20 protein-coding genes are annotated in these 25,185 nt (G+C 71.9%); 11 read left to right on the forward strand and 9 right to left on the reverse strand.

Annotated features, from left to right (window positions below):
- The first annotated feature begins 264 nt into the window (after window positions 1–264).
- Together IEZ11_RS25875 and IEZ11_RS25880 are read left to right on the forward strand one after the other, a co-directional pair.
- Entirely contained in the window at window positions 265–1,068 is an 804-nt protein-coding gene (locus IEZ11_RS25875) for a serine hydrolase (RefSeq protein WP_189265271.1), read from the forward strand.
- Window positions 1,069–1,154: 86 nt separating this feature from the next.
- Window positions 1,155–2,345 carry an AI-2E family transporter gene (locus IEZ11_RS25880; protein WP_189265272.1) on the forward strand — a complete coding sequence of 397 codons (1,191 nt, stop codon included), beginning with the start codon at window positions 1,155–1,157 and terminating at the stop codon, window positions 2,343–2,345.
- A 17-nt stretch (window positions 2,346–2,362) separates the two neighbouring features.
- Here the strand turns inward: IEZ11_RS25880 and IEZ11_RS25885 are convergent, their stop codons facing one another.
- The 4 genes from IEZ11_RS25885 to IEZ11_RS25900 form a co-directional block, all read right to left on the reverse strand.
- Window positions 2,363–4,597, reverse strand: a complete 2,235-nt coding sequence (locus IEZ11_RS25885) for a sensor histidine kinase (RefSeq protein ID WP_229713356.1) — start codon at window positions 4,595–4,597, stop codon at window positions 2,363–2,365.
- A 358-nt stretch (window positions 4,598–4,955) separates the two neighbouring features.
- Window positions 4,956–5,660: a Type 1 glutamine amidotransferase-like domain-containing protein gene (locus tag IEZ11_RS25890; RefSeq protein ID WP_189265273.1), complete on the reverse strand. Its 705-nt coding sequence runs from the start codon at window positions 5,658–5,660 to the stop codon at window positions 4,956–4,958.
- Window positions 5,661–6,281: 621 nt separating this feature from the next.
- Complete coding sequence (locus tag IEZ11_RS25895) at window positions 6,282–6,584, reverse strand: winged helix-turn-helix transcriptional regulator (RefSeq protein ID WP_229713357.1); 303 nt, start codon at window positions 6,582–6,584, stop codon at window positions 6,282–6,284.
- 74 nt (window positions 6,585–6,658) lie between these two features.
- Window positions 6,659–8,407: an FAD-dependent oxidoreductase gene (locus IEZ11_RS25900; protein ID WP_189265275.1), complete on the reverse strand. Its 1,749-nt coding sequence runs from the start codon at window positions 8,405–8,407 to the stop codon at window positions 6,659–6,661.
- 165 nt (window positions 8,408–8,572) lie between these two features.
- On the opposite strand from IEZ11_RS25900, the gene IEZ11_RS25905 reads away from it, so the two are divergent.
- Window positions 8,573–10,297, forward strand: a complete 1,725-nt coding sequence (locus IEZ11_RS25905) for a sigma-54-dependent Fis family transcriptional regulator (protein ID WP_189265276.1) — start codon at window positions 8,573–8,575, stop codon at window positions 10,295–10,297.
- Between the two features lie 294 nt (window positions 10,298–10,591).
- Here IEZ11_RS25905 and IEZ11_RS25910 read toward each other — a convergent pair whose 3' ends face one another.
- Both IEZ11_RS25910 and IEZ11_RS25915 read right to left on the reverse strand, forming a co-directional pair.
- On the reverse strand, window positions 10,592–11,077 hold the full coding sequence (locus tag IEZ11_RS25910) for a DUF5990 family protein (protein WP_189265414.1): 486 nt from the start codon (window positions 11,075–11,077) through the stop codon (window positions 10,592–10,594).
- A 95-nt stretch (window positions 11,078–11,172) separates the two neighbouring features.
- Window positions 11,173–12,510: a jacalin-like lectin gene (locus IEZ11_RS25915; RefSeq protein WP_189265277.1), complete on the reverse strand. Its 1,338-nt coding sequence runs from the start codon at window positions 12,508–12,510 to the stop codon at window positions 11,173–11,175.
- A gap of 505 nt (window positions 12,511–13,015) precedes the next feature.
- On the opposite strand from IEZ11_RS25915, the gene IEZ11_RS51070 reads away from it, so the two are divergent.
- Window positions 13,016–13,729 carry a lamin tail domain-containing protein gene (locus IEZ11_RS51070; protein ID WP_308426497.1) on the forward strand — a complete coding sequence of 238 codons (714 nt, stop codon included), beginning with the start codon at window positions 13,016–13,018 and terminating at the stop codon, window positions 13,727–13,729.
- A 71-nt stretch (window positions 13,730–13,800) separates the two neighbouring features.
- Here IEZ11_RS51070 and IEZ11_RS25925 read toward each other — a convergent pair whose 3' ends face one another.
- Entirely contained in the window at window positions 13,801–14,757 is a 957-nt protein-coding gene (locus IEZ11_RS25925) for a ScbA/BarX family gamma-butyrolactone biosynthesis protein (protein ID WP_189265279.1), read from the reverse strand.
- 394 nt (window positions 14,758–15,151) lie between these two features.
- Here IEZ11_RS25925 and IEZ11_RS25930 point away from each other — a divergent pair, with 394 nt between their 5' ends.
- The 5 genes from IEZ11_RS25930 to IEZ11_RS25950 all read left to right on the forward strand — a co-directional run bounded on the left by IEZ11_RS25930 (window position 15,152) and on the right by IEZ11_RS25950 (window position 19,299).
- Complete coding sequence (locus IEZ11_RS25930) at window positions 15,152–15,895, forward strand: HAD family hydrolase (protein WP_189265280.1); 744 nt, start codon at window positions 15,152–15,154, stop codon at window positions 15,893–15,895.
- On the forward strand, window positions 15,892–16,662 hold the full coding sequence (locus IEZ11_RS25935) for an SDR family NAD(P)-dependent oxidoreductase (RefSeq protein WP_229713358.1): 771 nt from the start codon (window positions 15,892–15,894) through the stop codon (window positions 16,660–16,662). Before IEZ11_RS25930 ends, IEZ11_RS25935 begins: the two co-directional genes overlap by 4 nt.
- Window positions 16,663–16,851: 189 nt before the next feature.
- Window positions 16,852–17,517 (forward strand): ScbR family autoregulator-binding transcription factor, encoded by a 666-nt coding sequence (locus IEZ11_RS25940; protein ID WP_189265281.1) that lies wholly within the window; start codon window positions 16,852–16,854, stop codon window positions 17,515–17,517.
- 218 nt (window positions 17,518–17,735) lie between these two features.
- The gene (locus IEZ11_RS25945) at window positions 17,736–18,350 is read left to right on the forward strand and encodes a ScbR family autoregulator-binding transcription factor (RefSeq protein ID WP_189265282.1); all 615 of its coding nucleotides are present in this window, start codon (window positions 17,736–17,738) and stop codon (window positions 18,348–18,350) included.
- Window positions 18,351–18,474: 124 nt separating this feature from the next.
- Window positions 18,475–19,299, forward strand: coding sequence for an AfsR/SARP family transcriptional regulator (locus IEZ11_RS25950; RefSeq protein WP_189265416.1), 825 nt, complete (start codon window positions 18,475–18,477; stop codon window positions 19,297–19,299).
- 30 nt (window positions 19,300–19,329) lie between these two features.
- Here IEZ11_RS25950 and IEZ11_RS25955 read toward each other — a convergent pair whose 3' ends face one another.
- On the reverse strand, window positions 19,330–20,601 hold the full coding sequence (locus IEZ11_RS25955; RefSeq protein WP_189265283.1) for an FAD-dependent oxidoreductase: 1,272 nt from the start codon (window positions 20,599–20,601) through the stop codon (window positions 19,330–19,332).
- Window positions 20,602–21,057: 456 nt separating this feature from the next.
- On the opposite strand from IEZ11_RS25955, the gene IEZ11_RS25960 reads away from it, so the two are divergent.
- Both IEZ11_RS25960 and IEZ11_RS25965 read left to right on the forward strand, forming a co-directional pair.
- Window positions 21,058–22,059 carry a DMT family transporter gene (locus IEZ11_RS25960; RefSeq protein ID WP_229713359.1) on the forward strand — a complete coding sequence of 334 codons (1,002 nt, stop codon included), beginning with the start codon at window positions 21,058–21,060 and terminating at the stop codon, window positions 22,057–22,059.
- Window positions 22,060–22,342: 283 nt separating this feature from the next.
- Window positions 22,343–23,182 (forward strand): AfsR/SARP family transcriptional regulator, encoded by an 840-nt coding sequence (locus IEZ11_RS25965; RefSeq protein WP_189265285.1) that lies wholly within the window; start codon window positions 22,343–22,345, stop codon window positions 23,180–23,182.
- Window positions 23,183–23,259: 77 nt separating this feature from the next.
- On the opposite strand, the gene IEZ11_RS25970 is transcribed toward IEZ11_RS25965, so the two are convergent.
- Window positions 23,260–25,182: a glycoside hydrolase family 5 protein gene (locus IEZ11_RS25970; RefSeq protein ID WP_189265286.1), complete on the reverse strand. Its 1,923-nt coding sequence runs from the start codon at window positions 25,180–25,182 to the stop codon at window positions 23,260–23,262.
- Window positions 25,183–25,185 lie beyond the last annotated feature (3 nt).

Raw genomic sequence — 25,185 nt, forward strand, 5'->3', positions numbered from 1 at the left:
GGGCCGTCACTCTGACCACATTCTTCCCCCGGATGGAGACGGATGAGGCATGCGGAATTCACCTTCCGCACACCGGAAGCCGCGCCTCGCGTGCGGCCTTGTCGCCCGGCTCGCGAACGGTGCTGTCGTTCTGCTCACAAACGGCCCCGAACCGGCCGCTTCGTGGCGCACGTCATGTCGCGGACCGGGCATTTTGTCTACGTTCGCAGTTCTGTGTCCCTCCGGCGCCGTGTCCCTCCGACCCGAACTGCGAAGGCTCCCGCCATGCTCAACCGATCTCTGTCCCTGGTGGCCGCGGTGGCGACCCTGCTCGTCGGGGCCGCCCCGGCGGCCCTGGCGGCCGACACGGGCTCCGGCCCCGCCGACTTCCGCACCGTCGTGGCGGCGCCGCACCGGGCGCGGGTCACCGCCGCCGTCCTCGACCTGGACGGCACCGGCCGGGAGCCCGTCGTCTACGGCGACGACACGCCGTACGACACGGCGAGCATCGTCAAGGTCGACATCCTCGCCGCCATGCTGCTCCACGCCCGGGACCACCGGCGCGCCCTGACCGCACGGGAGAGCGCCGAGGCGGAGGTCATGATCCGCGACAGCGACAACACCGCGGCCACCGCCCTGTGGCGGGCCATCGGCGAGGCGCCCGGCCTGGAGTCGGCCAACAAGCGGCTCGGCCTGACCTCGACCCAGGGCGGCCCCGGCGGCCTCTGGGGCCTCACCCGGACCACCGCGGCCGATCAGATACGCCTGCTGGGCGCGGTCTTCGGCACCGGTCCCACGCCCCTGGACGCGGCGTCCCGAAACCGTATCGGCACCCTGATGAGCGAGATCGCCACCGACCAGTCCTGGGGTGTCTCGGCCGCCGCCGACTCCGGGTGGGCGCTGAAGAACGGCTGGCTCATGCGCACCACGACCGACCTGTGGGACATCAACAGCATCGGACGCATCACGAGCGGCGGCCACCACTACCTCGTCGCGGTCCTCTCCGACGGCAACGCGTCCATGCCGGACGGTGTGAACCTGGTGGAACGAGCCGTCCGCACCGCCGTCTCCGAGACCGGGGCCGGCTGACCCCCTTGGCCCACTGCGGCCCGCCTCCCGCCCGAAATGCCCATAACGTGCTCTAGAGGCGACGTGGGCCGGCAACGGGAGGCACGGTGGCGGGTGCGGGCGGGCCGGCGGCCGGACGAGGCCGTGCCGCGCACCGTCCTCGGGGCGCGGCACCGGACACCCGGACCGCACGCGCCGGCCGGATCCCGAGAGGGCCCCGCGCCCCGCGTGCCGCCGCCGTCGGCGCCTCCGTCAGTGTCATCGTCGTCCCCGCCCTGCGCGTCGCCGCCGCCTACGCCTGGCGGCTCATCGTGGTCGGCATCGTCGTCTACGGAGTCTTCGTCGTCCTCGGCCGCTTCCAGCTCATCGCCGTCGCCGTGTTCCTCGCCCTGGTCATCACCTCGGTCCTGCGCCCGCTCGCCGACCTGCTGGCCCGGTGGCTGCCCAGACCGCTCTCCGTGGCGGTGAGCCTGGTCGGCAGCATCTGCCTCTTCTTCGGTCTGCTGGCCCTGGTGGGCAACGCGGTCGCGCAGGAGTCGGCGACCCTGGCCGACGAGTTCCGCGGCGGCATCCACCGCATCGAGGTCTGGCTCCAGCGCCCGCCCTTCCGGCTCGGACCGGGCGCCCTGTCGAACCTCCAGCAGCAGATCGTGAACTACGTCCAGTCCCACCGCTCCAACCTGGCGAGCAGGGCGCTCAGCGGTTTCGGCACCCTCGTCGAACTGATCACCGGCGGCGCGCTCGCGCTCTTCACCTCGGTCTTCTTCATCCACTCCGGCGAACGGCTGTGGACCTGGACGAGCCGTGAACTGCTGCCCGCCGGCGCCCGGAACGCCTGGGACCGGGCGGGGCACGCGGCCTGGCGGACGTTCGCCGGATACACCCGGGGCATCATCATCGTGGCCGCCGTCAACGCCGTCCTCGTCGGTATCGCCCTGGTCGTGCTGCGGGTGCCGCTCGCGCTGCCGCTCACCCTGCTGGAGTTCTTCGCCGCGTTCGTCCCGCTGGTGGGCTCACCGGTCGCGCTCGGCGTGGCCACGGTGGTGGCGCTGGCCGGGCGCGGTCCGCTCACGGCCGCCGCCGTCCTCGTGCTCATCGTCGTCATCGGCCAGCTGGAGGGGCATGTGCTGCACCCGCTGGTGATGAGCTGGGCGGTACGGCTGCACCCCCTCGTCGTCGCCGTCTCGGTCATCGCTGGCAGCATCGTCGCGGGGGTGATCGGCGCCGTCGTGGCCGTGCCGTTCATCTCGGTCGTGTGGGCGGTGGTCCGGGCCCTGCGCCCGGTACCGCCGCCCTGATTCGGGCGTCGGGGGGCTCAGCCGTCCTTGGCAGGGCGACGGCTGCCCTTCTGCGCCCGCCTGCGCCGACCACCCCCGGGCACGTCGGACGCGGCGTCGGGCATGCCCGCCGGGGCAGGAGCACCGGGCGGCGCCGCAGGGCCCGACGGCCCCGCGAAGCCCGACGGCCCCGCGAAGCCCGACGGCGCCGTGGGGCCGGGTGCCGGGATGCCGTCGTCCCACGCCTCGTGCGCACCGAACGGGTCGGCGGGGCCGTGCGCGAGCAGCGCCGCCAGCCCCGGCGTGGCCCGCGCCTTGAAGGCGGCGAGGGCCAGTGTGTCGGAGTCGGACTCGTCGCCGCTGCGCCAGGTGATGGTGCCCGGGAGCATGACGAGCGAGGTCGTCCCGGACTCCCCGCCGGCCGGCCGCAGCTGGACCCGGATGCCGTGCCGGTCGGCGAGCCTGCCCACCACGAACAGGCCCATGTACTGGTAGACGTCGGCGTCGGCGGTCGGCGGATTCGCCAGCTTGTGGTTGATCAGCGCGAAGTCCTCGGGCACCAGACCGATGCCCTTGTCATGGATCTCGACCATGATCCGGGTGTCCGGCAGCCGGGTCGCCGTGACCCGGACCGCCGAGCGCGGGGAGGAGAACGAGGTGGCGTTCTCCAGGAGCTCGGCGAGCAGATGCACCAGGTCGGTGACGGCGCGGCCGTGGATCTCGGCCTCCGGGATGCCCTCCAGCTCGATCCGCTCGTACTGCTCCACCTCGGAGGCCGCCGCCCGGATGACGTCGACCAGCGGGAGCGGGTGGTCCCACTGCTGGGTGGGCCGCTCGCCGCCGAGCACCAGCAGGTTCTCGCCGTTGCGGCGCACCCGCGTGGCCAGGTGGTCCAGCTTGAACAGGTTCGAGAGCTGGTCGGGGTCCGCCTCGCGCTCCTCCAGGTCGGTGATCAGGGCGAGCTGGCGTTCGATCAGCGACTGGTTGCGGCGGGAGAGGTTGGTGAAGATCGTGTTGACGTTGCCGCGCAGCGAGGCCTGCTCGGCGGCCAGCCGGACCGCCTCCCGGTGCACATGGTCGAAGGCGCGGGCCACCTCGCCGATCTCGTCGGTGGTGGTGATCGGGATCGGCGCGACCCTGGTGTCCACCTGGCCGGGCACGGCCTGCGACAACTGGGTGATCACCGCCGGCAGCCGCTGCTCGGCGATCTCCATCGCCGAGGCGCTCAGCCTGCGCATGCCCCGGCTCATCGAGCGCGCCACCCAGGCCGCGAGCAGGAAGGCCACGAGCACGGCGCCGAGCGCGACGGAACCGTTGATGATCGCGTCCCGTCGGGCGTCGGCGGCGATGCTCCGGGCACTGGCCAGAGCGGTGTCGGTCAGATGGACCTCGATACTCCGGTAGGCGTCGAAGGAGAGCGCGGACGCCGCGAAGAACGACTCGGGCGTGATGCCCTGGGCGGCCAGCTGCTCGGTCGGGGTGCCGGCCGCGATCGCCTTGAGCATCTTCGTCAGGGTCGGGGGTGCCACGAAGGTCTGTCCGGCAGCCTTGGCGTCCTCGGCGGCCTTGGCCGTCTGCTGTTCCCCCTTCTTCTGCGCGTCCGCCAGCGCCGCCTGCAGCCGGGTCATGTCCCCGGCGGTACCGGCGCCCGCGTACTCCTGGAGGCCGACCTGCTCCAGGTAGACGTAGGAGCTGAACGAGCCCAGCTGGGTCTGGAGTTCGCCTTCGGCGAGCGCGTCGCGGTCCTCGACCAGCAGGTGCGTGCCGATGGCGCGCACCAGGGACTCGGCCGCCTGGGTCAGGGAGATGGCGTAGAGGGTGCGCCCGAAGCTCGCCTGGTTGTTGCTGCCGAAGCCCAGTTCGTTCGAGATCTCCATCAGAGGGTGCTGGACGGCGTGGTAGCTCTCCTCCGTCTGCACCCCCGACACCTTCGACGTGAAGGCGCTGGCCCGCACCGCCGGCAGCTGCTTCTCGCCCGCCCGCACCAGCTCGATCCGCCGTGCGAGGCCCGCTGTCTTCGGCGCCCGGGCCACCGCCGCGTCGAACGCCTTCGCGTCGGCGTCGGTGACCTTGCGCGCCGCCACCACGACGGGCGCGTTGCGTTTGCCTTGGAGCAGCGGGATGACCGACACGTCGCGCTCATTGATCGCGTCACTGGCGTAGGCGTTCGCCGCCTGCACCAACTCCGCCACGCGCACCGCGTCGTTGGCGTCCTGGAGCGTGTCGATCGAGTTCTTCACCCGAACACCGCCGAGGCCGAGGGCCACGAGCACGGGGATGAGCAGAATGGCCTGGAGGCGTCTTGCGACGCGCCAATTGCCGGTCAGTGGTCTGGACTTGGACAAGATCGTCCCATTTCACAACAGGGATGGCGTGCAGGGCTGTGCGTAGCCCGACGTTATGTGGCCAAGTTCTAACACCCAGCGATCGCTATCGGCCGGTGTTTGGGTGAAGCGGTTTCTCTAAAATGGTACAAAGCTCAATCAAAACCATCGATGGTCAACGCACGGATGCGGGGGCAGGTGGCCTGGACCGTTCGGTCCGTTCGATGGGACGAACGGGCAGCCCATTTCCCCGGCATGGCGGACCGTCGGCGGCGAGGCACGGTCCGGACGGTCAGGTCGGGGCACTTCATCGAGCAGGACGTCGTCCGCGTCTCCCGCCGGGGCGTGGCGATGGCGGGTTGAGCAGCTTCCAGTACCCCTCGGAGACGACCTCGACGCCGCCGTCGGTCACCTTGACGGCGGTCTGCGCGTCGGTGGCGTACGCCGGACCGCCTATCTCGGCGGCCCATCGTTCCGCCTCGGCCATCGTGTTGTCCGGACTGCCGAGGTGCGGGAAAAGGGAGAAGTCGACTACTCCCAGGGCGCTGTCGTCGCCGGTGGGCGGCTTCCAGCCGACGAAGAACCTCCCGACCCGGGGTGTCAGCACCATGCTCCCGGCACTGAGCCCCACGTAGACCGTGTCGCGCAGCGACGGGAAGAGGTCGGCCAGGCCCGACTCCCGCATCCAGTGGCACAGGTACAGCGCGTCGCCGCCGTTCACCAGCAGGGCGTCCGCCTCTCGGACCCAGGAGACCCAGCGTTCCCTGTCGATGCCGGGCAGTGCGGTGAGCTCCAGCATGCCCACCGACTTCCACCCCAACCCGGTCATGGGACTGGGGGACCGTCCGCTGCTGAAACGCCATGGCCCGCCCGGATCCCCGTACGGGCCCCCGTATCCCGCGGTCGGGATGCAGAGGGCGCCGGCCTCGGCGATCGGCTTGCCCAGGAGGTCGACCAGCGCCGCCAGGATGCTCGCGTTCCTGACACCGGAATCGGTAAGGAGAAGCTTCACCACACCCCCGCGCTGATTGCGTACGGGACGACGTTACTGCTCCGTGGCGCTGTTTGGCCGATCGATGCGCTGCCGTGCCGACGGGACCGGTGAGTCGGCGATCTGCGGTGGCTCAGGCGGCGGCCGGGCGGTCGGCCAGGGCGGTGCGCCCCGCGAGGAAGACCGCGGCCCGCGTCGCGATGCGCGCCCCGTGGTGTTCGGCCGTGGCGATGTCCGAGCCGTATGCGGTGCTGGGCGGCGAAAGCGGCCAGGAAGGCCGGCGTGTTCGACTTGCCGCCGCTCCTGGAGGCCGAGTTCGTGAAGCCGCCCGCGATCTTGTCGGCCCATGCGCCGCCCATGTAGGTGGGGGTCCCGAAGATCACGGCGTCGGTGCTGTCGAGTTCGCTCCACTGCTCGCCGGTGATGGTGCTGACCGGGATGAACGCGACGCGCGCACCGGCTTTCTCGGCACCGCGCCGGACCGCCTCCGCGAGGACGGCGGTGTGCCTCGACGGCTGAGATGTGGTTTCCGAAGGAGACCAACCCCCTGATGGAGTCCGAGTGTGTGAGGGAGTTCGCACAGGTGGGGGCGTCGGCGCCGCCGCCGGCACGCGCAAGGCGGTCGTCCTGTCGGGGAGGGCGTCAGTCCTCCTGGCCGGTGGCCTGGCGGCGGTCGTAGGCGGCGCGCGCTTCGTGCACCGTGGCGGCCCGCTTCTCGGTCCAGGCGCACAGCGCCCTGGTCTCCTCGGCGATCTCGCTGCCGAGTTCGGTGAGCCGGTACTGCACCAGCGGCGGGGTCATCCTGGGGTCGACGGTGCGCAGGACGAGGCCGTCCCGTTCGAGCGTGCGCAGGGTCCGGGAGAGCAACTTGCGGCTGATGCCGCCAAGCGTCCGCTGCAGCTCGGAGTAACGCTGGACGCCGGCCTCGCGAAGGCCCGCCAGCATGAGCAGAAAATTCCGTACCATACCTTTAAACGAGGTTATCTCCCCATCAGATACATGGTCTCCCATCGATACCGTCAGCCGTGCCCCAGGATCCGGCGCAGCGCCTCGCCCAGCAGCTCCGTCGCGTTCTCGGCGGCTGCCCGGTGCCGGAAGGCGACGTACCCGTCCGGCCGTACCAGCAGCGCGCCCGTGTCGGACACCTCGCTCAGCCGGGCCCAGTCGCCGTACGGGTCCTCGTACTCCTGGCCGGGGCCGATGACGACCGTGGCGATGTCGAGGTCCTGGGCGGCCGCCGCCCGCACCCAGCCCGCGCCGCCGATGCCGGTGAGCAGGGTGAACCGGCCCTTGCCGACGGTGTCCAGGGTGGACAGGGTGCGGGTGCCCGACGTGATCCAGGCGTGCGGGACCTTGGCGCCCGGGCGGGAGCTGGGCTGGTGGTACAGCTCCGGGTCACGGGCGAAACCCGGGTCGGGGGTGCCGTCGGCGACCACTGCGGTGGAACTCCCGGCGGAGTAGCGCTGGTTGAGGTCGACGCCGTGCGCGTTGAACTCGTACGCCTTGTGGGCGATCGCGTCCCGCAGCCGGGCCCGCTGCCTCTCGGCCGCCTCGGTGGGCTCCTTGCGGGCCGCGATGTTGGCCCAGAGCTGCTCGGGAGTCTGCGGGGCGAGACCGTCGAGCGCCTCGAAGACCGGGGCCGTCTCGCCGATCGACTTGTTGGCGCGGGTGACGATCTGCCGTCCCACGGGCGCGCGTTCGGCGGTGTAGGTGTCCAGAAGGCTCGGACCGGCGGTGCCGTCGAGGACCAGCTTCAGCTTCCAGGCCAGGTTGTAGGAGTCCTGGATGGAGGTGTTCGAGCCGAGCCCGTTGGACGGCGGGTGCCGGTGCACGGCGTCACCGGCACAGAAGACCCGGCCGTCGGAGTACGTCTCGGCGTACATCTCGTTCACCGTCCACGCCGAGGACGACCTGACGGTCACCGGGATGTCGTCGTCGCCGACCAGCCGGCGGACGACCGACTCCGCGTACTCGGTGGTCAGGTCGGGGGCGCCCGCCGTGACGTCGTACCCCCACACGATCAGCCACTCCGTCCAGGGGCGCACGCAGCGCACCAGGCCCGCGCCGATGCCGCCGACGGTCGCGCCGGGGGCCAGCACCCAGTAGAGGGTGGACGGGCGGTGGGCGGTGTACCTGCTCAGGTCGGCGTCGAAGACGATGTTGATGCTGCCGGCCACGCCCATCTGACCGCCCATCGGCAGTCCGGCGTGCTCGGCCACCTTCGAACGCCCGCCGTCCGCGCCGATGAGGTACTTCGCGCGGATGGTGTACTCGTCGCCGCGCACCCGGTCCTCGACGGTGACGGTCACCCCGTCCGCGTCCTGCGTGAACGACTTGTAGACGGTGCTGTAGCGGAAGAGGGTGCCGCGGGCGATGGCGGCGTCCACCAGGACCGGCTCCATGAGGTGCTGTGGAATGTCACACATCACCGTAGGGCTCGCCAACTCGTGCGCGGCCTGCACCAGCGGCTCGTTCCCCCAGGACCGCACCCGCCCCAACTCCTCGCCGGCCAGGCTGGTGCAGAAGGTGGTGTTCCCCATCAGACGCTGCGGGGTGGCCCGGGCGAGCGCCTCCTGTTCGACCCCGAGGTCGCGCAGCACCTCCATCGTGCGCTGGTTGGTGATGTGGGCGCGCGGGGTGTCCGCGAGACGCGCACCGCGGGTGACGACCATGTTCGGTACGCCGTAGGTGCTCAGGGCCAGGGCGGCCGAGGCGCCCGCGGGGCCGCTGCCCACGATCAGGACATCGGTCACGACATCGGTGTGCACGGGGAACGCTCCGGAGGGGGAAGGACGGAAACCGACCGTCCGAGATCATGAATCGCGCCGGACGGCCGTGGGTGTCTCAATCCGAGACACCCGGTGCACGGCCGAACCGGGCGAGGCACATCAGTCGTTGCTCCTTCAACTGTTCGCGGTACGGTGAGGGGCGCCATGACCACCGCAGAGCATCCCTCCCCGGCCGGCCGGCAGTCCTCGGGCCGCCCCGCGCTCGGCCAACTGCGCCGGGCCCGCGCTCGCTTCCTCGCCGGGTACCCGCTGTCGGCGGACGTGCCGGACGAGGTCGCGGCCGCCTGGCGGCGCGCCCGTTTCCACGGCGTACGGCACGACTCCGCGGCCCCCTTCGAAGGCGGCGCCCGGCGCTCGCCCGACCCCGCGCTGCTGGCGGCGGCCCGGCCGGTCCTGGAGCGACTCGGCCCGGTACTCGACCACGAGCGCGTCACCCTCCTGCTCACCGACGCCCGGCTCCGCGTGCTCTGGTCCGCCGGGCACGCCCCGCGGGAGACGCTCTGCGCCGACCTCTCCGAGCAGAGCGTCGGCCCCAACAGCGCTGCCCTCGCCCTGCGCACCGGCCACCGCGCCGAGCTGCACGGCCCCGAGCACTTCCTCGACGTGTGGCAGGAGATCTCCGCGGTGAGCGTGCCGCTGCGGGCCCCCGGCGACGACAGGCCGGTCGGCACGGTCACCGTGGCGTCGGCCCTGTGCGGCGGCTGCGCACCGCACCCGCAGGCGGCCCTGGCCGAGGCGACGGCCGCGGGGGTGGAGGCGGAACTGCGGGCGCGCGCCAGTCCGCCGGAGCGGGCCCTGCTGGACGCCTACCTCACGGCGTGCGAGGGTCCGGACCGGCCGGTGGTGGCGTTCGCCGGCCACAGCAGACTGGTGAGCGAGGCCGCGGGCAGGCTGCTGTCGCCCCGGGACATCGAGGACCTGGAACGCGCCGCGCACACCGCGCTGCGCGAGGACACGACCGGCGCCCGGCTCCCGTACGGCGCCGCGCTCCACGTCGTCCGCCACCTGGGCGAGACCGCAGGCGCCGTCATCTCGCTGGAACCGGCGTCCGGCACGGCCCCCGCCGTTCCCGCCGGACGTCCGCCCACCACGCTGGCCGGGCGCTCGGTGCCGTGGCGGCACGCCACCGAGCGCGCCGCCGAACTGGCCGTCACCCGCGCCCCCTTGCTGCTCGTCGGCGAACGCGGCACCGGAAAGACCTCCCTGGCCCGCGCGTTGCTCGACGGGAGCGAGCCGCTCGTCGTCGACGCGGCCGAAGGCGACGTGCCCGAGGCCCTGCCGGCCGACCCCCGCGGCTGGCTCGTGCTCCGCCACGCCGAACGCCTGGCACAGCCGGACGTGGCGGCGATCGTCGCCCTGCTCGAAGCCCGGCCCACCGCGACCCTGTTGGTCACCTACACCCCCGGAGCGCCGCCCGGCCCCTGCCTCCAACGGCTCCTCGACACCCTGGCCGCCCGCTCGGTCACCCTGCCCGCGCTCCGCGAACGCCCCGAGGACATCGGGGAGTTGCTCACCGCCCTGGCGCCGGCCCCGCAACCCGGGCAGCCCACGCTCACCTGGTCACTCGATGCGCGGCGCGCCCTGGAACGGTACCCGTGGCCCGGAAACGTCACTGAACTCGCCCATGTCGTACGGTCGTTGGCGCGGCAGCGCCGGGCGGTGGGCCCGGTCAGACGTACCGAACTGCCCGACCCTGTACGCGAGGGACCCGCCGGGCGGCCACTGAGCCCCATGGAACACGCCGAGCGCACCGCGATCCTGGAGGCCCTGCGCCGCCACGGCGGGAACAAGGCCCGGACGGCCGCCGCCCTGGGCATCGGCCGCGCGACGCTCTACCGCAAGCTGCGCACCTACGGCAGCCACGCGTAGCAACCAGGCCGCCCGCGCCGAGTGCCCGATACCGGTGCTCCGCCTGCCGCCTGCCGCCTGCCGCCTGCCGCCTGCCGCCTGCCGCCCGTGCCGGGGCGACCATGGAGGGACGGAACCGGTCCGGGTCACCTGCCGGGAGACACCCGTGACGCACCCGACCGGTGTCCTGATGGCGGGCGCCGGCCCGGCTGCCGTACGCCGAGGCCGTCGGCATCCAGCCGCGCACCGGCGAGCTCCGGGACCGGATGGGCCTGGAGGCACCGAGACCGCGCTGGCCGGGACCGCACGGGCCGACTACCGCGAGGCGCTCGGGCGGGGGCCGCTCCCGGCACTCCAGAGGACGGCCGGCGGTACCACCCGTGCGCACAGTGGCATGCCCCGGGCGTCGGTCAGCCCGAGCCGGCCGACCAGCAGCCCGTTCCGCGCCGCCGCCTCGGCCACGGCGCCGGGGACGGCGTCGAGCATCAGCTTGGCCCGGCGGAACATCGTGAAGCCGGATCCGGCGGTCACCGTCCCCCAGGACAGGTAGACGAACCTGCCACCGGGACCGCCCTGGACATAGGGCCCCGTGAAGTCGACGCCGGCGGCCGAGACCGCCGTCGAGCACGGCAGGGTCCAGGCCGCGGAGTCGGCGTCGCCGGGCTGCGGGTCGAGCAGCTCGGCGGGGCGGTCGCGGCGCTGCACGGCGACGTGGATGCCGCAGTACCCGGACAGACCGCTGTCCGCGGGCGCCGGGCAGGTGCGTCCGGGCAGGTCGGTGGCTTCGAGGCGGAGCTCCATGGCGGCCATACGGTCATCATCGCCGATGTGCCGCTCGCCCCCGTCCGGTCGGCCGGCGGACCGTTCGTGACGTCCGCCGGCCGACCGTGGCGCGGTCAGCGCTTGGTGTAGATGAAGCCGACCTTGTCGAGCTCGTCACCGGCGCGGCCGTGGAAGCCGGCGATCTGCCAGCCCGAGGGTGCGGTCCGGGTCACGCAGTCCGAGGTCGTGGTACCGCCCGCGAGGGTGTTGCCCAGGTTGGTCGTGAACTTGGCGTAGAAGATCCGCGTGTGGCTGTCCTTGACGCCCTCGCACAGGTACGCCGTCGTCACGTACTCGCTGCTGCCCAGCGTCAGTGAGGACGCGGTGCCGCCGGTACCGCCGTGGGTGAGCGTCGTACCGTCGTTGAGGGTGATGCCGACCTGGTCGACACGCGAGCCGCTGCGCAGCGAGATGCTGGTGGCGCGGGCACCGGCGGCCACCTTGTCGATGTCCTGGTAGTAGTCGCCGTGCGGGCCGCCGAACTGGTCGCTGAGCTGGAAGTTCGCGTTCTGCGACCAGGAGAAGCCGACCGTGATCGGGTCGTGGTCGGAGAGCATCAGGCCGTCGCTCGTCAGGAACTTGGCGTGCTCGTTGTTGTACGAGGTCGCGTTGAGGTTCACCAGCTTGCTGCTGCGGTACAGGACCTTGTCCACGACCTCGCAGGTGTTGGGCACGGTCGCCCCGGACTGGTCGCAGACGAGCGCGTCGCTGCCCTTGGCGGGCGCGCTGCCGCCGCGGATCAGCTGCACCCAGGCGTCGGTGAGCCCGTTGTTCGAGGCGAACTCGGCGATGGTGTCGGCGGTGCGGGTGTAGCGGGTGTTGGTGTCACCCATCACCACGACGGCGTTGCCTGCCGAGTGAGTGCTGATGAAGGAGGTCAGCTGGCTGAGGTTGTCGGCCCGGGAGGCCTCGTCGCCGTCGTTCGTGCCCGCGTTGGTGTGCAGGTTGTAGAAGTCGACGTAGACGCCCTCGGCGAGCCGCTCGCGCATGAAGGTGAAGCCCTTCGGCGTGAGGCAGTCCCCGGAGTCGATCTGGCAGGAGTTCCAGCCGTCCCGCTCGAAGTCGTCCGTGTCCCAGGCGTAGTTGGAAACGGTGTTGAGTCCGCTGCCGATGCCCGCGCCACCGCTGGTCGCGGTGCGGTAGGGGTGGGTGTCGGTGGCGTACAGGTACGCGTGGTAGTTGAAGTCCTCCTGGACGTTGACGATGTCGTACGGCGCGATGCGTGTGCCGATCGCCGTGGTGCTGGTGTCACGCGGGGTGGAGGCGCTGGACAGTGCCGCCGGGAGCCCGGCGACGTTGTACGTGAGCACGCTGAACGTGCCCGAGGCGGCCGCTGCGGCCGGGGTGGCCGTCGCCGTGAGCCCGCCGAGAGCGGCGACGGCGGCCGCCAGACAGGCAACGAGTCTGCGCATGGGGGTGTCTCCTACGGGGAGGTGTGCGCTGAGAGTTGTGGGCATGCCAATGAGGCATGGCAAAACGTAGCGGCAAACGCTTTCTTCGGACCCCCTCTTGTTACTAACCAGTTTGGAAATTCCGGATGACGCCCAGAAGATCGACTTCTGCCGGCGGGTCCGATCGGCCGTTGACTGTTACTCACTTTCGGGTGAGCCGTGCTTCGTTGCGTGCGCGGCCGGTGGGGCGGGAGGGGTGCCGCAGGCCTTTCCCTGCGGGGCCGGCAAGCCCGGTACGGCGTCAATATCGTGCATTCACCTAATAAATGGACGTTACAACCGAGAGTCATAGGAAAGCGAAGGATGCGTAATAGGAGCCGTGTATGTCCCGAACGTCGCACGGCCGGGTTGCAAGGTGTGGATGCGCGGCCACCCGGCCGCCACTCAGACCGACACACCCCTCGCGGCCTGCGGCTTCGTGTCGCACGCGGCTGGAGTGTGCTCGAACCCTGTGAAGGGGGACCACGTGTCCGTTTCCGTTTCCGTCACCGCCCGTCGTCTCGGTTCCGCCGCCGCCGTGGCGGCCGCCCTGGTGGGTGCCGCGGCCCTGCCGGCCGTGGCGGCCGCGGCGCACCCGTCGCCGTCGCACCGGGACGGGGTCGTCATCAGCGCCGTGCGGCACGACGTACAGGGCCGCGGGATCTTCTCCGGCCGCGCGCTGAACCGGGAGTGGGTGGACGTCACCAACAACGCGCGCCGGGACGTGAACCTCAGCGGTTGGACGCTGTCGGACGCCGACGGCCACAGCTACACCTTCCGCCACTACCGGCTGGAGGGTGGCGCCACGGTCCGGGTCCACACCGGGGAGGGCCGGGACACCGCGACGGACCTGTACCAGGACCGCCGCTCCTCCGTGTGGAACCACGACGCCGACACCGCCACCCTGCGCAACGACCGCGGGCGTTACGTCGACTCCGCCTCCTGGGGCCTGAACCACCACCGTGACATGGACGACCGGCACGCCGTCGGCCACCGCGACGGCGGCGACCGGAACGTCCCCGGCCACCGTGACGGGGACCAGCGGAACGTCCCCGGGCACCGTGACGGGGACCAGCGGAACGTCCCCGGGCACCGTGACGGGGACCAGCGGAACGCCCCTGGGCACCGTGACGGCGGCGACCGCAACACCTCCGGGCACCGTGACGGGGACGAGCGGAACACCTCCGGGCACCGTCGCTGACACGTGGGACGTCCGCCGTCAGGCTCCCTCGGGGGGTCTGGCGGCGGAGGCGTGCCGGAGCGGCGCGGGTGTCAGCCCCGGACGACGGGTCCGCTCACCGTGGACGTGAAGACGGTCTCGCCGTCCTGCACGCCGGTGACGTCGACGGTCGCGGTGCCGTCGTTTCCGGCCGTCACCCCGGTGACGTCGATCCAGCAGGGGCTGTCGAGCTCGGCATAGCGGTGGAACGACGTGGACGTGCTCGCGGGGATCAGTCCGCGAGGCGCCAGGCGGGCGCAGGCGGCCTGCCGGGCGCCCTCCATCAGGACCATGCCGGGCAGGTGGTCGCCGTCGTGGTCGAAGAGGATCGGGTGGTCCAGGTCCGGAGTGAGCAGCCACCGGTCCGGTGCGTCGGTGGCGGTCAGTACCACGTCGGCGGGGGAGGTGCGGCCCACGGCGGCCGGCGGCATCGGGTCGGCCTCGACGATCGGGCCGGCCGAAGTCCCCCGTCTTCCGGTCCGGTTGGCGCGCAGCCGGACGTAGACGGGCGGCGAGACGATGGAGTACCGGCCCTCCCCGTGGGCCACGGTCAGGCCGTCCCGGCGCAGGACGAACCCGATGCCCATCCGGCGCGTGGACGCCCGGCCGTGCGGTGCGGAGTCCGGGCAGGCCACGTCGAGTGCGAAGTCGGTGGGGCGGGAGGCGATCCGCAGCCGGTCCAGATCGGTGTGGCAGCTGAGCGACCAGAGCACGAAGTGATGGCCGAGGGGTACGCCGTGTTCCGCGTGCGTGACGAACATGCCGGCCTGTCGAAACGTCTCTGCGGCCTGCAGCGGGTCATGGCTCGAACCGTCGGCGCTGTTGAAGAACGTGTGGGCGCGGGGCCACTGTCCGGTGAGGGAGAAGTGCAGTCCGTCGTCCTGGGCGGTGCAGCCGCTGAGGAAGACCTCGGCCAGGGACGCCCGGTGGACGTACTCCTTGGGGACCGTGGTGGTCAGCCGGGACAGTGCGGGCAGACCGACTCCGATCGCGCTGGCGGACAGGCTCATCGGCAACCCCCGTCGGAAAGCTCTTCGTTGGCTTGAAGCTCTGTTCGACGCCTATAAGATACGGACCTACCGGTTTTCTCGGGTCGGCCACCGGGTAAAGGATTCACCAAGCGTGGTGCGACTCGATCCATGCATGACTCCGCTCAGTGGTTGCCCGGACACGTATTTTTGCGCTCGACGATGCGGAATGCACGGCGAAAAACGGACCAAGTGGCAGATGTCGACGGCGTCTTGTCGACGGCACCGGGATCCGGACCGCCCTGGCGGAAACCAGTGCGACGGTCTCTTTCGGCCAGATTCCCCGGCAGGGAGCCCGTCTGACGCGGTGCCAGAACCCTGCCCCTCCTCGACAGCCCCTGCATGATTGTCGAACGGACTGCGAGAGGGAGACCCGATGGAACCACTGCGCACCCTGCGCCTCGCCGCCGTCAACATCGACGGCGTCCTGCTCGACGACAGTTTCAGTCCCGTCCTGCACCGCCTCGTCCTCAAGTACGGCGGCACGTACACCCGGGAACTGGAACAGCGGCTCTTCTCGCAGTCCCGGCTCGCGGCCGCGAAGGTGCTGCTGGAGGAGACGGGGGCCGGGGTGAGCGAGCAGGAGGCCGTCGCCGACTACTTCGCCGAGCGCGAGCACTACCTGCGCGACCACCCCGTCCACACCCTCGACGGCGCCGAGGAACTCCTGCACCGGCTGCGCGCCCTGGGTCTGGACGTCATCTGCTACGGCGGCCTCGGCGAGGACCACTTCCAGCGCCATCTCGGCGCCTGGGAGCACCTGTTCACCGCACCCCACTACATCTGCACCGACGAGATCCGCCCCGGCATCCGGGAGATCGTCCGGGACCGCTTCGGCCTCGACTACCACCAGGTGCTCTTCATCGACGACGTCGCCCGTTTCGCCGCTCACGCCCGTGACCTGGACGTGCCCTTCGTCGGTCGGCCCAGTACCTTCGAACACGGCTTCCAGCCGGTGCTGATGCGCGAACTCGGCGTCCGGCACCTGGTCGGTGGCCTCGCCGAGATCGACGAGGAGCGCCTGCGCGCCCTCGACCGCGAGGCCGGGTCGGGCACCGTCTGGCAGCCCGCCGGCTCGCTTTCCGGCCCGCTTTCCGGCCCGCGTGAGGTGACCGGGTGACCGTGGGGGAGGGAGCCGCACTGGCGGGCCGGGTGGCTCTCATCACCGGCGCCAGCAGCGGCATCGGGGCCGCCGCGGCCCGGGTGTTCGCCCGGCAGGGGGCCACCGTCGTGCTCGCCGCCCGCCGCGAGGACAGGCTCAGCGAGCTCGCCGCCGAACTGCGCGCCCGGGGCGCCGAGGCGAGCCACCGCACCCTGGACGTCCGTGACGGCGAACAGGTGCGGCGGACCGTCGAGTTCACCGTCGAGCGGTACGGCCGCCTCGACGCCGCCTTCAACAACGCCGGCGTCGCCCTTCCGAGGACCCCGATGCACCTCATCGACGACACCGACTACGACCGGGTCACCGAGACCAACCTGCGCGGCGTGTGGAACTGTCTGCGACACGAGATCACGGCCATGCTGGAGACCGGCGGCGCCATCGTCAACACCAGCAGTGTCGGCGGCCTGGTCGCGTCCTCCACGGCCGCTCCCTACATCGCCTCCAAGCACGCGGTGATCGGACTGACCAAGGCCGCCGCCGTCGAGTACGCCCCGCACCGCATCCGCGTGAACGCCATCGCCCCGGGTCTGACCCGCTCCGAGATGATCGACGACTGGTTCGCCAGGTCGCCGGAGAACGAGGCGCGCGCCCACCGCTCCGCCCCGCAGGCCCGCGCCGCCGATCCGGAGGAGGTCGCGGAGGCCGCCGCCTGGCTGTGCAGTGACAAGGCGAGCTTCGTCACGGGTGCCACACTTACCGTGGACGGTGGGCGCACCGCCTGGTGAACTGCCCGGCAGGACCCGCACCGACGCCCCGGCTCCGGCACCGGACACCGGTGCGGGAGAGGGGAGTGGGACGGGGGCGGAAGGGCGGTGGGACCGGCCGGGAATCGGTTCTGCGCAGCCGAAATACCGACCCCCGATTGGGGTAAGGTACGTCACGTCCGGTTTTGTTTTGACCGAGGAGGGGTCCCCATGGTGCGTCAGGAGCGTGCGATTCGGACCCGACGCGCTGTTGTCGAGGCCGCGGCGGCCGTCTTCGCCGAGCGCGGATACACGGCGGCGACGATCGCCGAGATCCTCGAGCGGGCCGGAGTCACCAAGGGAGCCCTGTACTTCCACTTCGACTCCAAGGAAGCGCTCGCGCGCGGCGTGATCAACGCCCAGATCAGCGACGACTACTGGGTGCCGCGCGAGCTGAAGCTCCAGGAGTGGGTGGACATCGGCATGACGCTGGCCCACCGGATCCCCAAGGAGGTCATCCTCCTCGCCGGTATACGGCTGTCCGCCGACATCCAGGGGCGCTCCCTGTTCGGCAGCGCGTGGCCGGCCTGGACCCAGTTGGTGACGGACAAGCTCGTGGAGGCCAAGGCGCGCGGCGAGGTGCTGCCGCACGTCACGCCGCGCGAGACCGCCGAATGCTTCCTCGGGGCCTGGATCGGGACCCAGTTCATGTCCGAGGTGGTCTCCGACTGGACCGATCTCAACGACCGCATCTCCGTCCTCTACAACCACGTCCTGCCGGCCATAGCCACTCCCGCCGCCCTGATCCGGCTGGACACCGCCCCCGACCGGGGCGCCCGGGTCGTCGAGGAAGTCGAACGTCAGCAGCGGGAATCGCCCGTGCCCACCGAGGCCTGACCAGCCTCGTACCAAACCGCCTGCCTGGTTTGTTCACCTCCCGGAGGCCGCGAACCGGTCGGCGTGCAGGGGCTGTCCGAGCAGCCCTGACCCAGCCAGACACCGACGAACCTACCAATCGTGCTGTTTTCTATGGTTCTCGAATTCGGAAGGTCGCAGGCCCGGCGCGAACCGGGCCGTCCGCGTTCCGGATTCGCCCGGATCAACAGGGGGACGCGATGGTCAAGCAGCTCCGGGCGGCCCGAACCCGCCAGGCCCTCGTTCTTGCCGCGGCCGAGGTCTTCGCCGCCGACGGATACGCACTGGCCTCGCTGCCCGCGATCTGCCGGCGGGCGGGGGTGAGCACCGGGGCGCTGCACTTCCATTTTCCCAGCAAGGACGCCCTCGCCATCGAGGTGGAGAGCGCAGCCCGGCGGTCCGTGGAGCAACTGGTCGCCGACCGGCGGCCGTCGGCCCCCTCCGCACTGCACCTGCTGGTCACGGTGACCCGGGAGGTCCTGGCCGAGGTCGCGGTCGACGTCGTCGTCCGCGCGGGCTTCAAGCTGAGCGTGGACCCCTCCCGCAAGAACGGTGCGGGCTTCGGCTGCTGGTGGCGTGCCTGGGTGTGCGAGGAACTGCTCCGTGCCCAGCGGGCGGGGGAGCTGGCCGACGGGGTGTCCCCCGACCGGGTGGCCGCGGTGATAGTCGCCGCCACGGTCGGCTTCGAGGTGCTCGGCGCGCAGGACCGCGATCGCATCCCACCCCGGCACGTGGAGCAGTTCTGGTCCCTGGTACTCCCGCAACTGGCGGCGCACGGCCACCAGTTCGCGGGTGTCGCGCTCTCCGACTCCTGATCCGTGGTCAGGGACGCGCCAACCGGCCGGAGTCGGGTTTGACAAACCGTCCGCGCCGTTTTTGACTCGGGGGCCCAGGAATCGCCCCGTGCCACCCACGGTGGCCGACGAGCAGGGGTACGGCATGGACATCGGCATACTCGGCGCTCTCGACGTACGTCAGAACGAGGTCTCCATCACCCCGACCGCGCCCAAGCCGCGTCGGGTGCTCGCCGTGCTCGCGCTGCACGCGGACCGGGCGGTGGCCGTCGGCACGCTGACCGAGGAACTCTGGGGGCGACATCCGCCGCGCAGCGCACGCCCCACCCTCCAGACGTACATCATGCACCTGCGCGACCTCATCGCCGCCGCGCTGGAAGGGGCCGGTGGCGGGGCGGGTGCGCGCACCGCCAAGCAGGTCCTGCGCACCGTACCCGGCGGCTATCTCCTGGACGGAGGTGAAGGGACCAGCGACGTCCGGGAGTTCGAGCGGATCGCCGACTCCGGATACCGGGCGAGGGAGGCCGGGGACCAGCCCGAGGCCGCCCGGCTGCTGCGCGCCGCGCTCGGCCTGTGGCGAGGGCCGGCCCTGGCCGACATCTCCCCCGGGGAGTACCTGAACACCTGGATCCGGGCACTGTCGGAGAGCCGGCTGTGCGCGCTGGACCAGCGCATCAAGGCCGACCTGGAACTCGGCCGGCACCGCGAACTGATCGCCGAACTCACCGTGTTGGCCGCCCGGCACCCCACTCACGAGAGCCTGTGCGGCCAGCTCATGCTCGCCCTGCACCGCTCGGGCCGCCGGAGCGACGCCCTGGACGCCTACCGGCGACTGCACACCACCCTGGTACGCGACCAGGGCCTGGAGCCCTCGGCCGCGCTGGGCAGGATACGGCAGTCGGTGCTGGCGGCCCCGGCCGACGACGCCCCGGCGCCGGGCAGGGCGGACCCGCTCGCCAGAACCGGCTGACGGGCCCGCCAGAAGCGGCCGACCGGCTCGTCAGCCGGCCGCGACGTGCCGGGCGATACGGACGGCGGCGAACTCCGTGCCCGCCACGAACCGCATCATCGGACCGAACATCGGCGCCGCGAGCGAACCGGTGAAGTACAGGCCGGGCACCGACGACTCGAACGTCCCCCGCAGCACCGGCGCCCTCGAACCGGGCACGCACGCCACGGCACCGCGCACCGCCGCGGACAGGAAGGGCAGGGCGTCCAGGTCCAGCCGGTAACCGGTGGCCGCCAGTACGTGGTCGACGGCGAGGGACGTGTGCTCGCCCCCGGGACCGGCGACGTCCAGGCGCACCTCCGCCCCGCTGACCACGGCACCCGTGACCCGGCGCTCGGTGTGCACTGGTACGACACCCTCCACCCGGTCCCGCAGCCACCAGCCGCCCGAGGGCCCGAGTGCCCGCCGGAACAGCAGCAGCCGGGCCGCCGAGGGCAACCAGCGCACGCCACCGGGTGCCGCGCACACCGAGGCCAGGATCCAGCCCGTGCCGAGCGGCGAGGCCGGCTTGGCCACCCGCTGCGTCCAGGGCCGGGCCAGGTCGGGCGTCATGCCCCACAGCACCGTCCGCTCGCGCACCAGGACCTGCGCCTCGGCACCTGCCTCGTGCAGCAGCGCGGCGCTCTCCAACGCGGACTGGCCACCGCCGATCACGGCCACCCGCCGCCCCGCGTACACGGACAGATCCGTGTGGTGACTGGTGTGCGACACCCGCGCCCGCGGGCCCGGCCCCTCGGGGGCGAGCTGCCGCAACTCGTCCGGTACATGGGCCAGACCGTTCAGCCCGGTCGCGACCACGACGGCCGAGGCCGCCATCTCCTTCCCGTCGTCCAGCCCGACGACGAAGCCGGGTCCGGCCGCTGGCCGCCCGACCGCCGTCACCCGGGCCGGCTCGACCTCACCGACATACCGCTTCTGGAACCACTGTCCGTACCGTACGAAGACGTCGCACGGGATCGGTGTCAGTTCCGTCAGCTCCGGCTCGCTCTGCGCGCGCCGGAAGTCGGCCAGCCGGCCGCCGGGCTCCGGCGCCGACAGATCGGTCGCGTCCGGCGTCGACTTCAGGTACATCCCGGTGGCCATGGCGTGCCGCCAACTGCCCATCACGTCACCGAAGACACGGACCGGTGCCCCCGCCGCCCGTAAGTGGGCGGCCACCGACAGTCCGTACGGCCCGGCGCCGATCACGACGACGGGCGGTCGCCCGTCACCGGTGAACGTCTGCTCCTGGGCAGGGCGTTGCCCCGGAAGCGACTGCGTCATGCATTCCTCCGCTGGTCCGCTCGCCGCCCTCCCCTGGGCGACGCGACACTGCGGGATGGCACGTCCGGCGTGAAACAGACGTGCACGTCCCCCCTCCGCGGGTGAGTCTCTCCCACGGGCAGGGGCCGGAAAACGATATCGGCGCACGTTGGCCAAAAGTTGGTCGAACTATATGACAAGTGGCATCGATGATGTCATCGGTGTGCGGCGGGCGGATTCCGATGATCACGGATCCGACAGGACCGGTCGGCGGCCGCCGCGGTGCCTCCGGTACGATCGCTGCGTGAACACCTACTGGCACGTCGTTCTGCCGCCGCTCTGCGCCTGACCGGGCGCACCCGCTGACGGATCGGACCAATGCTCCCGGCCCTGCCTTCGAGGCGGCCCGGGGCTCGTGTCGTGCGCCCGCATCGAGACCAGTCCAGAGACGGTATTCGACGACGGAAGTTCACGACTGTGCCGAACGACACCTCATCCCACCCCGCCTCCGCCTCCCGCGCGCAGGACGAAGCCGCCGCGTGCCCGCGTCCCCGCCGTGCCGGCCCGTTCGCCGGGCCGCTCCCGATCCTCACGGCCGCCGTGCTGTGGGGCACCACCGGGACCGCCGCCTCGCTCGCTCCCGCCGGAGCGCCGGCCGCCGCCATCGGCGCCGCCGGTCTGGTCCTCGGCGGCCTGCTCCTCCTCCTGACCGCGCCCGGCAGCCGCTCCCTGCCCCGGGCCTGCACCGGCGGCGAGCGCCGGCTGCTCGCCCTGGGCGTCCTCGCGGTGGCCGGATACCCGCTCACCTTCTATCCCGCCGTGGCCCGCACGGGCGTGGCCGTGGCCACCGTGATCGCGCTCGGCGGCGCCCCCGTCTTCGCCGGCCTCCTGGCCTGGCTCACCCGCCGGTCCCGGCCCTCGGCCCGCTGGATCACCGCGACGGCGGCGGCCGTGCTCGGCTGCACGCTGCTCGTCCTCGGGCCCGGACTCGCCGGTGACGGCGCCGCCGTCGATGTCCTCGGTGTCCTGTCGGCGGGGCTCGCGGGCCTGTCGTACGCCGTGTACGCCCTGGCCGGTGGGCAGCTCATCGCTCGCGGGCATGCCTCCGGTGCCGTGATGGGCGTGATGTTCGCAGGGGCGGCGCTGCTCGTACTGCCCGTGGTGCTGTGGGGCGGTGGCGGCCAGTTGCTGACGGTGCGGGGTGTGCTGGTCGTCGGGTACCTCGGGACGGTCACCACCTTCCTCTGCTACCGCCTGTTCGGGCACGGCCTCCGCCACACCGCCCCCCAGACCGCGACGACCCTGACACTGGCCGAGCCGGCCGTGGCCGCGGTCCTGGGAGTCGCCGCCCTGGGTGAGCGTCTGCCGGGCGTCTCCTGGTGCGGACTGGCGGTGCTGGCGCTCGGCATCGTGCTCCTCGCCGTCTCTCCCCGCCGGCACCCGCGGACGGAACACCCGGCTCGGGCCACCGTCAAGTAACCGACCACATGGTTTCTTTCGAGCGCTCTTCGGGGATGAGATCTCGCCTGATCCGATGACCGATTCGCATGGCCGGCCAGGGCGCGGACCGCCCTGCCGGCTTTGCCGGTCGTCGAAGAAGTGCCCTTGGGCTGCTGATTCGGCGGCCGGCGGGGAAGGGGTGCGGCCCCGTGGCCGGTCTCCGGCGGCTTGCTGGAATTGGTCTGGCCAAGGGCCTGTTGACAGACCGTCTAAGCTGTTTTCTACTGGCGGAGTGTCAGCTGAGAGGACCGGGGAGACGCGTGTGGACATCGGGCTGCTGGGCGCGCTGAACGTGCGGGAGAACGGGGTGTCCATCGCCCCGACCGCACCGAAGCCCCGCCAGGTACTGGCCCTGCTGGCACTGCGCGCCGACCAGGTGGTGCCCGTCCCGACCCTGACCGAGGAACTCTGGGCGGGCACTCCACCGCGCAGCGCCCGCACCACCCTGCAGACCTATGTGCTCCAGCTGAGGGAGCTCATCGCGACGGCACTGCGTCCGGGTGCCGGTCCCGAGGGTGGGGCCGCCCGGTCCGCGAAGGACGTGCTGGCGACCCTGCCGGGCGGCTACCTCCTCGCCACCGGAGGCGGCGGCAGCGACATCCAGGAGTTCGAGCGACTGCGCGAACAGGGCTGCCGCGCCATGGACGACGGGAACCTCACCGCCGCCGCCGGCATCCTGCGCCGGGCCCTGGACCTGTGGAGCGGTCCGCCCTTCGCCGACGTACCCACCGGCGCCCACCTGGGCATGGAGGCACGGCGGCTGGAGGAGAGCCGGCTGTGCGCACTGGACCAGCGCATCGAGGCCGATCTCCGACTCGGCCGACACCGCGAACTGCTCGCCGAACTCACGGTCCTGACCAGCCGCTACCCCTCCCACGAGAACCTGCACGCGCAGTTCATGCTCGCCCTCTACCGCTCGGGCCGGCGCGGCGAGGCCCTGCTCGTCTACCAGCGGTTGCGTACCCTGCTCGTCCGGGACCTGGGCCTGGAGCCGTCGGCACGACTGCGCCGCCTCCAGCAGGCCGTCCTCACGGCCACCGCCGAGCACCACGACGGCCTGGCCGTACCGGCATCCGGCGGGGGACTGACAGGCGTGCCCTGAGTCCTCAGGGGCCCGCCTGTCAGGTGGGTCACGGGTGAACGAGCGGTTGTGAAGCCGTCGGTACGGACGCGGCCCGGTCAGGACGGCAGGGGGACACACAGCATGGCGGCGGGCCCCTGCGTGCTGCCCACACGGGTGGTGAAGGCGACGCCCGCGATGTACTCGCCGGCTTCGCACTGGCCCTTGTAGGCGCCGTACGCGAAGTCGTCGCCCGCCCCGTCGGCGGGGCGGTTGTCGGAGCGGTCGAACCACAGCGTGCGGCCGCTCGCGCTCGACGTGGTACGCGCCGGTGCGCACAGGACCGCCGACACCCGCTCCCCGCGACGGCTGTAGCCGATGACGAACTGGCCTGCCGGGCACTGGAGTTTGGTGTACCCGGAGGCCCAGTCGCCGCCCGCCGGGACGTACCGCTCGTCCGTGACCACCGTCTGGGCGTTGCCCGTGGCGCGCAGGTCGCCGGCGGTCGCGTCGGTGCACAGGCCGCGTCCGCCGGAGTGCGCGAGGCCGATCAGCCGCAGCCCGTCCGGGCAGGTCGCCTTGTAGGCGCCGGAGTCCCAGTCGCCGCCCGCCCGTACGCGCAGGGACTCGACCGCGTCACCGTGATCCGTGGCCAGCATCCGCCAGGTCGTGCCCGGTGCGATGTATCCCGTGCGGCCGGCGGAGTTCATGAGGTGGCCCCAGGCCGTGGCCCGCCAGTCGCCGCCGTCGAGGATGCCGGACCGGTGCCCGGAGGTGTCGTAGCTCAGCAGTGCCCAGTCGTCGTGGCCCGCCCAGCCGACCAGCGGCCAGTAGGCGAAGTCGGTGTCGTGGTCGGCGAAGTAGTCGGTGATGTTGCCGAACCAGGTGCGGGCGGCCGTGCCGGTCTCGTTGGCGCCGATGCCGAACTCGCTGATCCAGACCGGCGCGGTGTAGTGCTTGCCCTCGGTGGTGACGAAGAAGGCCTCGTCGGCGAGGGCCTGGTACAGCTCGTCGCGGGTCAGGTCCTGGTAGCGGGGGTCGCTGGTCTCGCCGATGCCGGTGGCGCCGCTGTGGTGGGGGCCGGTGTAGCCGTAGAAGTGGGCCGAGTAGACCAGCTTGTGCGCGTCGACGAGGGTGTTGGACAGGGTGCGCACGGGGGTGAGGACGGGACGGCCGTGGGGGAGTCCGTCGACCGGCAGGCCGGTCCAGTTGATGCCCTCGATGACGATGAGGAGGTTCGGGTTCGCCTCCGTCAGGATGCGGTCGGCGGCGAGCTGGGCCGCCGCGTACCAGTCGTGGTCGTCGCCCAGGCCCCAGTTGGGGTCGTCGAGCACGTTCCGCCGCACCTCGTTGTAGAGATCGGCGCCCACCACACGGGAGTCGGCGGCGTAGCGGCGGGCCATGAAGACCCAGTCGTCGGCCCACTGCTGCGTCGACTGGCCGGTGTTCCAGCGCTCGTTGCCGTCGACGCCGCAGCACCAACGGGAGGTGTTGGTGTGGTTGTTGAGGATGACGGCGAGGCCCGCGCCGGTGAGGGCGGACACGACGGCGTCGTAGACCTCCAGCGGTGTCTTCCCGCGCAACTGCGGATTGGCGGTGACCGCCGCGTCCGGCACCGGAGTCGTCGTGTGGATCATCTCGTTCGAGAACGGCAGCCGGATGCTGTTGATGCCGAGTGCCAGGAAGTCCGAGACGAGTTGGGACAGCGGGGCGCGGTCCAGGCCGAGGGGGATGCCGTAGGAGTCCTGGCCGGCGTGGTGGTTGGCGGGGTCGGTGATGCTGCCGCTTCCGGTCCAGGAGCCTTGTGCGCCGTCCCAGTTGGCGGCCTTCAGACGGAAGCGGTTGCCGGCGGCGTCGACGATGTAGCGGCCGCGGGTGGAGAGCGGGGGCTGCCAGGTGCCGGTGGCCGACAGAGCCGGCGTCGGCGTGGCGGGCGGCGCGGACCGTGGCCCGGCGCTGGCCGGGGCGGTGCCGAACAGGGTGAGAACCAGGAACGTGACTGTCAGGTACGTGACAAACCTGAACGATCGTGCGACCGGCATCGG

Source organism: Streptomyces fuscichromogenes (assembly GCF_014645815.1).
GTDB lineage: Bacteria > Actinomycetota > Actinomycetes > Streptomycetales > Streptomycetaceae > Streptomyces > Streptomyces fuscichromogenes.